The following is a 13,016-nucleotide window of genomic DNA, read 5'->3' on the forward strand; positions in this document are numbered from 1 at the left end:
GCCCCCGGTACGCCAACAGGCGGGGGTTTGTCGGGCGGGCGATTTTTTATGCCCGTCATTCCGGCGCAGGCCGGAATCCAGTAACCACAACGCCAGGTTGTCGACTCACCGCAAACAGGCCTGATGCCCATCGCCCGAACTGGCGTGATCGTCAATGGATTCCGGCCTGCGCCGGAATGACGAGCTAGCCCTGATCCGGCCCACGCTCCAGCGCACGCCGGATCTCTTCCAGCGCGCCCGGATCGTCCAGCGTCGACAGATCCCCGGATCCCGCTGCTCCGCCAGCGCCTGCAGCGAGCGCCGCAGCAATTTCCCCGAGCGCGTCTTCGGCAGCGCATTCACCACGTACACGCGCGACGGCTTGGCGATGCCGCCGAGCTGGTCGACCACGCGCTGCTGCATGGCATGCGCCACCTGCCCCGCCTGCGCGCCCGCGTCCTGCTTGAGCGTGGCGAATACCACCGGCACCTGGCCTTTCAGTTCATCGCGCACGCCGATCACTGCCGCCTCGGCCACCGCCGGATGGGTGGCGACGGATTCCTCGATCTCGCGCGTACCTAGGCGATGGCCCGCCACATTGATTACGTCGTCGGTGCGGCCGAGGATGGTGGTGTAGCCGTCGGCATCGCGGATCGCCCAATCCAGCGAGCTGTACAGCAGCTCGTTGAAATGGGCGAAGTAGCTGCTCAGGTAACGCTCGTCGTCGCCCCATACCGTGGTGAGGCAGCCCGGCGGCAGCGGTGGCTCGAACACCAGCACGCCCTTGCTGCCCGCCGCGGCTTCCGCGCCGCTGGCTTCGTCGATCACCTTCATGCGGTAGCCCGGCGCGGGCAGGCCCGGCGAACCGAACTTCACCGGCTTCAGATCCAGGCCCGGCATCAGGGTGATCGCGGGCCAGCCGGTTTCGGTCTGCCAGTAGTTGTCGATCACCGGCACGCCCAGGCCTTCGGTGATCCAGTGCGCGGTCGGCTCGTCCAGCGGCTCGCCGGCGAGGAACAGCCACTTGAGCGCGGACAGGTCGTACTTGCGCAGCCACTCCGGGTCCTGCTTTTTCAAGACGCGGATGCCGGTGGGCGAGGAGAACATGGTGCGCACCGCATAGCGCTCGCACAGATACCACCAGATGCCCGGGTCCGGCCGCGTCGGCAGTCCTTCGTACAACAATGAAGTGGCGCCGCCGATCAGCGGACCGTAGACGTTGTACGAATGCCCCACCGCCCAGCCCACGTCGGAGGTGGAGAACATCACCTGCCCCGGCGCGATATCGAAGATGCAACGCACCGACATCGCCATGGCCACCGCATAGCCGCCGACGTCGCGCTGGATGCCCTTGGGCTTGCCCGTGGTGCCCGAGGTATAGAGCAGATAGCTCGGCTCGTTCGATTCCAGCCAGGCCACCGGCACCTCGGCCCGCTCGTGCGCCTTGCGCAGTTCGGCGTAGTCCAGATCGCGGCCGGCCACGCGGGTCATCTGGGGATCGAGTCCGCGGTCGACGATCAGCACGTGCGGCGGCGGCGACGACGCTTCTTCCAGCGCGGCATCCACCAGCGGCTTGTACGGAATCACCTTGCCGCCGCGCATGCCGGCGTCGGCGGCGATCAGCAAGCGGGGCTGTGCATCGTCGATGCGCAATGCAAGGTTGTGCGCCGCAAAGCCGCCGAACACCACCGAGTGGATCGCGCCCAGGCGCGCGCAGGCCAGCATCGCGAAGACCGCCTCGGCCATATTGGGCAGGTAGATCACCACACGGTCGCCGCGCTGCACGCCCAATGCGGCCAGCACCGCGGCGAACACATTCACTTCGCGATGCAGCTGGCGATAGGTCAGCTCGCGGGTAATGCCGGTCTCGGTGGAAATCGCCACCAGCGCCAGCTGTTCGCCGCGCTCGGCCAGGTGCCGGTCCACCGCGTTGTAGCAGAGGTTGGTGGTGCCGCCGACGAACCAGCGGCGGAACGGCGGGCGCGAATAATCGAGCACCTGCTGCGGCGGGGTCTGCCAATGGATCAGCCGCGCCTGCTCGGCCCAGAAGATCTCGGGCTCTTCGATCGAGCGCCGGTAAAAAGCCTCGTAATCCATGTCCGCATCCGCCCGCCGGGTATGGACGGCAAGACTCGCCCAAGCCGCGCGGAGGGTTGCACTAGACCTTGGTCGTACCGAATGAAGGGATTAATGGACTTGGCGGGTATTAGGCCAAAAGGCTTATTAGAACGATGCAATAAGCATAGGCATTAAAATCCATAAAGCATGGAAAATGCCAAATACCCATCCTTCACAAATGTGTTTCCGGCACTGAGAAACAAATCATGCGAATATCAAAAATAATCCGGAATTAACACGCTATTTTCACATTTCTTCACAGAGTATCGGCCTCGCCCAGCAACGCGCGTTGAGGTGCTCGGATGGGCATGGGGAAACGACGCGCACATGCCACTGGGACAGGGGAGTGGCTAATCCGGAAACGACACACGCGGCATTAATCATCTGCCTGGATCCAGGACGGAATCGGGCGGCGCGCGTGCCCCTTCGGAAGCCCTATTACCAGCGACTCGGTTGCGTTTCTCGGAGGAAATGGCGATGAGTAAGCGACATGTGAGCACCGTGTTGAAGCAGACCCTATTGATTACCTGCATGCTGGCCGCCGGCATTTCGCTGACGGCCTGCTCGGGTCACAGTTCCTATAAATCCGGAGGCGGCGGCGGCGTCGTGAATCCCGGCGGCGCCGGTGGCGGCGATGGCGGTGGTTCCGGCGGTGGCGGCGATGGTTCTGGCGGCGGCGGCGGTGGCGGCACCGGCGGCGGTGGTGGTGGCACTGGCGGCGACGGTGGTGGCACCGGCGGCGGCGGTGGTGGCACCGGCGGCGGTGGTGGTGGTGGCACCGGCGGCGGCGGTGGTGGCACCGGCGGTGGTGGCACCGGCGGCGGCGGCGGCGGCGGCGGTGGCGGCACCGGCGGTGGCGGTGGAGATGGCGGCGGCGGCACCGGAGGCGGTGGCGGCGGTACCGGCACACCTGCACCCACGGGTGTCGTCGGCGCGGTGGCGACCGGCGGTGGCGGCATCGTCACGGCGGTAGGCAACACCGTCGTCGGCATCGGCCAGCAGATTCCCAACACTACCATCCTGGGCAATACGCCGGTGACGCAGGGCCTGGCGGGCGTGGTGACCAACACCGGCGAAGCCGTGGTCGACGTCGGCAACGGCCTGAAGAGCGGCCTCGGCCAGATCGGCAACACCAGCGATCCCGTCGGTACCACGGTGCTCGGCACCAGCAGCGCTGTCGGCGATCTTGGCCAGGCGGTGACCAGCCTCGGCGGCACCGTGAAGGCAGCCGGCGCGTTCCAGGGCTCGCCGATCACGCCGATCACTTCGCTGGTCGGCAACGTGGTGTCCACCGTCGGCACCGACGTCAGCAAGCTCGACACCGGCCTCAACGGCCAGCTCGCCAGCGGCCTGCCGAAGCAGTTGACGCAGACGCTGAGCAACACGCTGACGCCGATCGCCCTGGTCGGCCAGAACGGCAGCGCGACGGGCAATCCGACCAACCTCGTCGCCGCCGTGTCGACGGCGGGCGGCGGCGCTGCCACGGGCCTGGGCAACGGGCTCAGCGGCATCGGCGCTTCGCTCGGCACCTCCCTGCCGGGCGGCCTGAGCAATCCGACCACCGTCGCGCTGGGCAATACCGTCAGCGACGTCGGCGGCACGGTCAGCGCGCTCGGCGGCGGCCTCAGCAACGGCCTGGGCAAGGCGGGCAGCATCGCCAACCCGGTCGGCGTGACGCTGGCCAGCACCGGCGGCGTGGTCTCCGGCGTGGGTGCCACCACCAGCGGCGTGGCCGGCGTGGTAGGCAGCCTCGGCAGCGGCCAGCTGTCGGGCCTGAACCCGCTGACCAGCACGCTCGCTTCGGCGGTCAACCAGGTGGGCGGCGGCGTGACCAATCTGGGCGGCGCGGTGACCAATACGGTCAACGGTCCGCTGCAGCCGGTCACGCAGGGCCTGAGCAACGTGGTCAACACGGTCGCCAGCGCCACCACCGTGCCACTGGGCACCAACGCCACGGCCGGCACCGGCAGCCTGGGCGGACTGGGCAGCCTGGTGAATACGGTGACGGCGCCGATCACCGGAGCCGTATCCGGCGGTACGTCGGGCACCGGCAGCAACCCGGTCAGCGGCCTGGTCGGCTCGCTCACCAGCACGGTGGGCAGCGTGACCTCCGGCGTCGGCAGCACCGGCGGCAGCACCTCGAACAACAACGGGGGCCTGCTGGGCGGATTGCTGAAGAAGTAAGCGGCAACGGAGAGGCGGCCGCAGGGCCGCCTCTTCGCATGAGGCATCGCTTCGCTGCACACTGGCCGTGTGCAGTGAAGATCCAGCGACACGAAGGAGCGTCATCGCATGAGGAGATGGTTGGTGTTCGCCACCGCCGCCGCAGCCTCGACCACGGGCTGGGCGCAAAGTCGTCCTCCGGTTCCCAATCCCCTGCAGACCCTGCCGCGCGTGGAAGCGCCCACGCGGCAACCGAGCGTCACGCTCAACGTGGAGCAGCAGCGCAACGACCAGCTCGCCGCGCTGATGGCGCTCACCCTCGCGCCGACGCGCATCGACATCGACGGCGTGCACTCCGTGCCGTTCGACCAGGTGGCCGCGCTGTTCAAGCCGCTCACCGGCAAGACCGTGCGCATCGCCGACCTGGTCGCCGCGGCCAATGCCTGCACCAAGCTCTATCAGGATCGCGACTACGCGCTGTCGTTCTGCTTCATTCCCGCGCAGAACTTCCAGGACGGCGTGGTCAAGGTCAGCGTGGTGGAAGGCTATGTGGCCGAAGTGGACGTCGGCGGCGCCCCCGGCAACATGGAGCGGAAGATCCGCGCCATCGCCAGCCACATCACCGCCGACCGCCCCCTGCGCCGCAGCACCTTCGAGCGCTATATCCAGACGCTGGGCATGCTGCCCGGCGCCAAGATCGACGCCGACATCCCCGCGCCCACCACCACCGACGGCGCCACGCGCCTGAAGCTGAAGGTGAAGCGCCAGCGCTACGACATGAGCACCGGCATCGACACCAACCACCCCGGCGTGCAGGGCATCTTCGCCGGCACGCTCAACGGCATGACGCCCCTAGCCGAACAGCTCACCGGCTCGGTGCTCTACCCGCCCGGCCGCGGCAAGCAGCAGTTCTACAGCGCCGGCTATGCGCAGATGCTCGGCTCCAGCGGCCTGATGGGCCGGCTCAACGCCTCGAGCTACTACGGCAACCCGGATATCGACAACCAGCTGCCGTCGTACCTGCGCCATCGCCTTTCACAGAACCGCCTCGACTTCAGCCTCAGCTACCCGCTGCTGCTGAGCAATACGCGCAGCCTGATGCTGGGCGCCGGCCTGTACGGTTCCAACCAGAACGACAAGTACCGCAACCTGATCAACGGCGCGCAACTGGAACTGAAGAACGACGTGCGCGTGCTGCACAGCGAACTGGACTTCACCCAGGCCGGCGAAAAACGCACGCGCAAGCTCGGCATCGGCATCGCCCAGGGCTTCGACATGCTCGGCGCCGGCAGCCGCGGCCTTACCAATATCCCCGGCGCGCTGGTGGCCAATCCCACCGACGTGCGCTTCACCCGCTACGACCTCAACGCGATGCAGAGCGATACCTGGCCGGCTCACCTGGTGACAGTGGCCAGCGTGGTGGGCCAGTACAGCCACTATCGCCTGCCGTCGACCGAGCAGATCAGCTTCGGCGGACCGCGCTTCGCGCTGGGCTACGACCCGGGCTCGGTATCGGGCGACAGCGGCTGGGGCGCCTCGCTGGAACTCAACCGGCCGTTCAAGGTGAACGCCAAATGGGTGAAGGTGCTCACTCCGTACGTGCTGGGCCAGATGGCGCGCGTGTATCTCAACGGCGCGCGCCCGGCCGCCGACAAGCTGCAGACGGCCGCGCTGGGCCTGCGCCTGACCGACGGCAAGCACTACACGGTGGACGTCTCCGCCGCGCAGCCGGTGGGCGACAAGACGCAGGACAACCTGGCGCGGCATACGCGGTATGACCTGACGTTCTCGTATCAATTGTTCCCGTAACGCATGCCGATGCACGCTTCTCCCCTCCGGGGAGAAGATGCCGGCAGGCAGATGAGGGGCGGGTGCTCGCGGTGGCGCTGGTACGAAGAGAAGAAAAGCTTTTGAGCTTTCTCGGCCTTCCGCTCACCGCTCCGCCCGCCCCCTCACCCCAACCCTCTCCCCGGAGGGGAGAGGGGGCAAAGAGCCGGGCCTAGTAGGTATGTGTTATTTGCCCCCCGCCCCCCGCCTGACAAGCTCCCGGACACCCTCCACCGGGATGCCGTCATGCCTGCGTTTTTCCGCCGCTTCTACTTCTGGGTGCTGGCCGCGATCGTCGCGGGCGGGCTGATCGGCCATTACGCGCCGGAGACCGGCGTGGCGATGAAACCGCTCGGCGACGGCTTTATCTCGCTGGTGAAGATGCTGATCGGGCCGATCATCTTCCTCACCGTGGTGCTGGGCATCGCCGGCGTCTCCGACGTGAAGAAAGTCGGCCGCGTCGGCGCCAAGGCCATCCTGTATTTCGAAGTGGTGTCGAGCTTCGCGCTGGTGATCGGCCTGGTGGTGGTCAATACGCTCAAGCCCGGCGCCGGCTTCAACGCCACGCCCGCCTCGCTCGATGCCGCCGCGGTGGCCAAGTACGCCAATGCCGCGCACGAGCAAGGCACCGTCGCCTTCCTGCTGCACCTGATCCCCAAGACCTTCACCGACGCCTTCAGCGGCGACGGCGACCTGCTGCAGGTACTGCTGCTCGCGCTGCTGTTCGGCTTCGCCATGATCCACCTGGGCGAACGCGCCAAGCCGGTGATGAACCTGCTGGAAGCGCTGTCGAAGGTGTTCTTCCGCATCATGGGCATGATCATGCGCCTGGCGCCGCTGGGTGCGATGGGCGCCATGGCCTTCACCATCGGCAAGTACGGCGTGCACAGCCTGGGACCGCTGCTGAAGCTGATGGGCAGCTTCTACCTGGCCTGCATCCTTTTCGTGGTGGTGGTGCTGGGCGCCATCGCGCGCGCCACCGGCTTCAGCATCTTCAAATTCCTGCGCTATATCCGCGACGAGCTGCTGCTGGTGCTGGGCACCTCCTCGTCGGAGTCGGCGCTGGTGCCGCTGATGCAGAAGCTCGAGCGCCTGGGCTGTTCCAAGTCGGTGGTCGGCCTGGTGGTGCCGAGCGGTTATTCGTTCAACCTGGACGGCACCAATATCTACCTGACCATGGCCGCGATCTTCGTGGCGCAGGCGCTGGGCGTGGAACTCACGCTGACGCAGGAGCTGACCCTGCTCGCGGTTGCCATGCTCACCTCCAAGGGCGCCTCCGGCGTCACCGGCGCGGGCTTCATCACGCTGGCCGCCACCCTGGCCGTGGTGCCATCGGTGCCGGTCGCGGGCCTCTCGCTGATCCTCGGCATCGACCGCTTCATGAGCGAAGCGCGCGCGATCACCAACATCATCGGCAACGGCGTGGCCACCGTGGTGGTCTCGCACTGGGAGAAGGAACTCGACCACGCCAGCCTGCAGGCCGCGCTCGACGGCCGCCCGCCCTCGCCCGCCGCGGACGAGGCTCCCCTGCTTACCGATGCCGGCTGAGCCGGCCCTACCCGCCATCCACGAGGCTGCGATGAACACCTTCCCGATCAAGTCCCTGAGTGCCGTCATGCTGTGCGCGCTGGGCCTGGTGCCGGCGGCGCGGGCGGCCGACATCAACAACTGGCCGATCAAGTACACCACCGGCGACGGCACCGAGTGGGCGCTGTACGGCAACTACCAGTACGACTGGATGGACGTGCGCCACAGCGACACCATCGAGGACTCGCACACCAACCGCCGCAAGGAACTCGGCTTCACCGCCAAGAAAAAGGGCGAGTGGGACGCGCTGGTCTATTTCGATTTCCAGTCCAAGCAATGGCTGGACGTGTACTGGCGCATGGAAACCAAATGGCTGTTCGGCCAGGACTACGGCAAGCTGCGCTTCGGCTACAGCAAGCTGCCGGTGGGCTTCGAAGGCGCCACCAGCGCGCGCAATGACAGCTTCGTGGAGATCGCGCTGCCGCTGCAGGCCTTCTACGAGACACGCCGCACCGGCGTCGACTGGGCCTATGAGCGCCCCACTTACCTGGTCAATGTCGGCTACTACTTCGGCGAAGACCTGCAAGGCGACAACGACGGCACCACCGTCGCCGCGCGCGCCGCGTGGACGCCGCTCAAGCAGGAAGGCGACGTGGTGCATCTTGGCCTGTCCGCATCGATCGAAAATCCCGACGGCACCACCGACGGGCGCGGCGTCTACCACTCGCCCTCGGCACGCTGGCGTTCGCGCCCCGAAGTAGGCCTCACCACCGTGCGCCTGATCGACTCCGGCTCGCTCACCCACGTCGACAGCAATCGCCGCCTCGGCTTCGAAGGCCTGTGGATCCACGGCCCGCTGTCGTTCCAGGGCGAATACCTGCAGGCGCAGACCAAGCGCACCGACGGCCTGGCCGACTACACGGCGGACGGCTACTACGTGTTCGGCAGCTACGTGCTCACCGGCGAGTCGCGCCCCTACACCGCCGGCAACGTCGCCAACATCAAGCCGCGCAGCCCCTGGGGCGCGGTGGAACTGCTGCTGCGCTACAGCGCGCTGGACCTGGACGACGGCAAGGTGCGCGGCGGCCGCGAACACGACCTCACCTTCGGCGCCAACTGGTATCTGACCCAGCATTTCAAGTTCCAGGCGAACTACGTCAAGGCGCACTCCACCCACCTGGGCAAACGCCAGGATCCGGACGTGCTCGAGCTGCGCGCCCAGGTGTATTTCTGAGCAACGGGAGCCGCAGCATGAGCAGCACCACCGCCGGACTGATCGCACGCGCGCCAGCCATGACGGCCGGGAAGCGCCTGCGTTCGATCTTCAGCGGCTCGATCGGCAACCTGGTCGAGTGGTACGACTGGTACGTGTATTCGGCCTTCTCGCTGTACTTCGCCCAGGTGTTCTTTCCGGCCAGCGACCAGACCACGCAGCTGCTCAATACGTCCGGCATCTTCGCCGTCGGTTTCCTGATGCGTCCGCTCGGCGGCTGGCTGCTCGGCACCTTCGCCGACCGTCGCGGGCGCAAGGCGGCGCTGCTGCTGTCGGTGTTCATGATGAGCCTGGGCTCGCTGATCATCGGCCTGTCGCCCGGCTATGCGCAGATCGGCGTGGCCGCGCCGATCCTGCTGGTGCTGGCGCGCCTGCTGCAGGGCTTGTCGATCGGCGGCGAATACGGCACCTCGGCCACCTATCTGAGCGAAATGGCGCCGCGCGAAAGCCGCGGTTTCTGGTCGAGCATCCAGTACGTGACCCTGGTGGCGGGACAGCTGATCGCGCTGGCGCTGCTGGTGGTGCTGCAGCAATTCGTGCTGTCCACCCAGCAACTGCACGACTGGGGCTGGCGCATTCCCTTCCTGATCGGCGCGCTGCTGGCGGTGATCGCCGTGATCATCCGCCGCAACATGGACGAGACGTCCTCGTTCAAGCGGGCGAAGCACGCGGAAAGCCCGCTGCGCACCCTGATGCGCCATCCGCGCGAAGTGCTGACGGTGATCGGCCTGACCATGGGCGGCACGCTGGCCTTCTATACCTACACCACCTACATGCAGAAATTCCTGGTGAACTCGGCCGGCATGAGCAAGGCCGACGCCACCTCGATCTCCACCGCGGCGCTGTTCGTCTACGCGCTGCTGCAGCCGGCCTTCGGCGCGCTGTCGGACCGCATCGGCCGGCGCCCGCTGCTGATCGGCTTCGGCGTGCTGGGCGCGCTGCTCACCTACCCCATCCTGTCCACGCTCAAGGAAGCGCACGACTGGTGGCAGGCGTTCGGCCTGATCATGGCCGCGCTGATCATCGTCAGCGGCTATACCTCGATCAATGCGGTGGTGAAAGCGGAACTGTTTCCCACCGAGATCCGCGCCATCGGCGTGGGCCTGCCTTATGCGCTGGCGCTGTCGGTGTTCGGCGGCACCGCGGAATACGTGGCGCTGTGGTTCAAGAAGATCGGCCACGAGGATTATTTCTACTGGTACGTCACCGCCTGCATCGCCTGTTCCCTGCTGGTATACATAGGCATGCGCGACACCCGGCGGCATTCGCGCATTGTCGAGGACTGACCCTCAGCGCAGCCAGGAAGGCCGCCGCGACCAAGGCGCTCCTTTACCTTCCATGGCCATCCGTTTCCGCCACGGCAAGACCCTCGCCATCGCCGCGCTGCTGGCCGCCGGCATGGCGCTGTCCGCCCTGCTCACCTATCGCATCGCGCTGCGCCAGAGCCTGGGCCGCATGGCCGAGGACAGCGCGCAGCAGCTGCAGCTGCAATCGCTGGCCCTGCAGCGCCTGATCGACCGCTACCGCGTACTGCCCGGCACCCTGGCGCTGGACCCGGAACTGCGCGCCGCCCTGCTGGCGCCGCCCGACGCCACCATGCAGCACTACCTCAACCTGAAGCTGGAACACGCCAACGGCGTGACGCATGCGTCCACGCTCACCCTGCTCGATCGCGACGGCCTGGCGCTGGCTGCCAACAACTGGCGCGAGCCCAGCAGCAATGTCGGCCACCGCTACGATTTCCGGCCGTATTTCCAGGGTGCGGTAGCCCACGGCGTCGGCACCTTCTATGCGGTGGGCATCTCGACCCACGTGCCCGGCTACTTCATCGCCGAAGCGGTGAAAGGCAACCGCGGCGAAGTGATCGGCGTGATCTCGGTGAAAGTGCCGCTGGGCGAGCTGGAACGCGAATGGCTGCACGGCGAAGGCACCCTGCTGCTGAGCGACAAGGCCGGCGTGGTGTTCCTCACCAACCAGCGCGAATGGGAATTCCGCGAACTGGCCGCGCTCAAGCCCGACGAAGCCGCGCGCATGGAAGCGACCCGCCAATATGAAAACCAGCCGCTGCGTCCGGCCGTCTATCGCGTGCTGGACGAACTGGGCGACGGCAGCCGCCTGGTGCGCATCGTCGAGCCGGAGGACCGCGGCACGCGGCTGTGGACCTCGCTGAACCTGCCGCTGGAAGGCTGGACCCTGCACCTGCTGCGCAGCGCCGCCGGCAGCCTCGCCACCGCGCGCCTGGCCGCTGCGGTGGCCGCGGGCGCCTGGGCGCCGCTGATCCTGCTGGGCCTGTTCCTGCAGCAGCGCCGCCGTTTGATCCAGCACCGCCTGCAGAGCCGCGCCGAACTGGAACGCCTGGTCACCCACTACACCGGCGAGCTGCGCTCGGCGCAGGACAGCGTGGTGCATGCGGCGGAAGCCGCGGCCAGCCGCAACGCCAGCCTGGAACACCTGCCGCAGGGCGTGAGCGTGGTGGACAAGGATCTGCGCCTGGTGGCGTGGAACACCCGCTACCAGGAAATCTTCAAGTTCCCGCCCGGCCTGCTGCGCGCCGGTATGCCGATCGAAGAGGTGCTGCGCCACAACGCGCGGCTGGGCCGGCTCGGGCCGGGTTCGGTGGAAGAAGCGATCCAGCGCCGCCTGGATCACATGCGCAGCGGCTCGGCGCACATGTTCGAGCGCGAACGCCCGGACGGCAGCGTGCTGGAAATCCGCGGCAATCCCCTGCCCGGCGGCGGCTTCGTCACCAGCTTCGCCGACATCACCGCGTACAAGGCGGCGGCGCGCGACCTGCGCAACCTCGCCACCACGCTGGAGCAGCGCATCGAGGAGCGCACGCACGACCTCGAGGCGGCCAAGGCCGAAGCCGAGCGCGCCAACCGCAGCAAGACGCGCTTCGTGGCCGCGGCCGTGCACGATCTGCTGCAGCCGCTGAATGCGGCGCGCATGTACGTGGGCGTGCTGCGCGGCCGCCTGCCCGGCGGCGACGATCGCGGCCTGGCCGACCGCGTGGAGAGCGCGCTGGAAGCCCAGGACCAGCTGCTGGCGAGCCTGCTCGATATCGCGCGCCTGGAAGCCGGCGCGCTGACCGCGAAGCCCGTGGACGTACCGCTGGAGCCACTGCTTACGGGCCTGGCGCGCCAGTTCGGCATCCTGGCGCAGTCGCGCGGCCTGGTGCTGCACTACGTGCCTTGCCATGCCACGGTGCACAGCGATCCGCTGCTGCTGCGGCGCGTGCTGCAGAACTTCCTGTCGAACGCGATCCATTACACGCCGCGCGGTCGCGTGCTGCTCGGTTGCCGCCGCGCGCATGACGGCTTGCGCATCGAGGTCTGGGATACCGGCGTGGGTATTCCCGAGGCGAAGCGGCAGGCGATCTTCGAGGAGTTCCGCCGGCTCGATACCGGTATCGATCGCGATGGGCGCAGCGCGGGATTGGGTTTGTCGATCGTGGATCGCATTGCGCGATTGCTCGATCACCGCATCGGGTTGCGCTCGTGGCCGGAGCGCGGCAGCGTGTTTTCGGTGACGGTGCCGTTTGGCGATCCGGCGGGGGTGGCGGCGGCTCCTGCCGCGATGGCGGTCGCTGGCGATGAGGATTCGCCGCTGCGCGGTTGCCGGGTGTGGTGCGTGGATGACGCGCCACGCGTGCGCGAGGCTATCGGTGCGCTGTTGCGGCACTGGGGGTGCGAGGCGACGCTGATCGATAGCGCGGAGGGCGCGGTGGCGCTGGCGCGTGCTGGCGGGGCGCCGGATTTGCTGTTGCTTGACTATCAGCTGGGTGACGATGTCACTGGGTTGGATTTGTTGCCGCGGCTGGTTGAGTGCTGGGGGGCGCGGCCGCCGACTATTGTGCTTTCCGCGCAGAAGGATGCGCAGACGCGCATGCGCGTGCAGGAGGCGGGCTTACGGTTCCTGCCTAAGCCGGCGGCGCCGGCGGCGCTGCGGGCGTTGATGTCGCAAGTGTTGCTTGCTGGTGGCGCGTTTTAGCTTGTCATCTCGGCGTGGGCCGGGATCCAGTAGCGACTAGGTGCGGTTGTCGCGACTTGGCCGCTTATGCAGCGGGCATTCCGTGCGCCTGCCGGCGCCCGGGTCACTTTCTCTTTGCTGGCCCAAAGAGAAAGTAACC

Annotated in this window: 6 protein-coding genes and 1 pseudogene; 6 read left to right on the forward strand and 1 reads right to left on the reverse strand. The window is 67.4% G+C overall.

Annotation, left to right across the window (positions count from 1 at the left end; all coding sequences use genetic code 11):
* Positions 1 to 184 precede the first annotated feature (184 nt).
* Positions 185 to 2,076: pseudogene (gene prpE / locus FHW84_RS22060) on the reverse strand (propionate--CoA ligase).
* 498 nt (positions 2,077 to 2,574) lie between these two features.
* Between prpE and FHW84_RS22065 the strand changes: the two are divergent.
* The 6 genes from FHW84_RS22065 to FHW84_RS22090 all read left to right on the forward strand — a co-directional run bounded on the left by FHW84_RS22065 (position 2,575) and on the right by FHW84_RS22090 (position 12,877).
* Positions 2,575 to 4,281: a collagen-like triple helix repeat-containing protein gene (locus tag FHW84_RS22065; RefSeq protein WP_167258469.1), complete on the forward strand. Its 1,707-nt coding sequence runs from the start codon at positions 2,575 to 2,577 to the stop codon at positions 4,279 to 4,281.
* 108 nt (positions 4,282 to 4,389) lie between these two features.
* A complete protein-coding gene (locus FHW84_RS22070) occupies positions 4,390 to 6,069 on the forward strand; it encodes a ShlB/FhaC/HecB family hemolysin secretion/activation protein (protein WP_167258471.1) in 1,680 nt (559 codons plus the stop codon).
* A gap of 264 nt (positions 6,070 to 6,333) precedes the next feature.
* On the forward strand, positions 6,334 to 7,635 hold the full coding sequence (locus tag FHW84_RS22075; RefSeq protein ID WP_167258473.1) for a dicarboxylate/amino acid:cation symporter: 1,302 nt from the start codon (positions 6,334 to 6,336) through the stop codon (positions 7,633 to 7,635).
* A gap of 67 nt (positions 7,636 to 7,702) precedes the next feature.
* A complete protein-coding gene (locus FHW84_RS22080; protein ID WP_167258489.1) occupies positions 7,703 to 8,848 on the forward strand; it encodes a porin in 1,146 nt (381 codons plus the stop codon).
* Between the two features lie 17 nt (positions 8,849 to 8,865).
* Positions 8,866 to 10,173 (forward strand): MFS transporter, encoded by a 1,308-nt coding sequence (locus FHW84_RS22085; RefSeq protein WP_167258475.1) that lies wholly within the window; start codon positions 8,866 to 8,868, stop codon positions 10,171 to 10,173.
* Between the two features lie 52 nt (positions 10,174 to 10,225).
* Positions 10,226 to 12,877: a PAS-domain containing protein gene (locus tag FHW84_RS22090; protein WP_167258477.1), complete on the forward strand. Its 2,652-nt coding sequence runs from the start codon at positions 10,226 to 10,228 to the stop codon at positions 12,875 to 12,877.
* The last annotated feature ends 139 nt before the right edge of the window (positions 12,878 to 13,016 follow it).

The sequence above is a fragment of the Dyella sp. SG562 genome (assembly GCF_011759495.1).
In the GTDB taxonomy this organism is placed as follows: domain Bacteria; phylum Pseudomonadota; class Gammaproteobacteria; order Xanthomonadales; family Rhodanobacteraceae; genus Dyella_D; species Dyella_D marensis.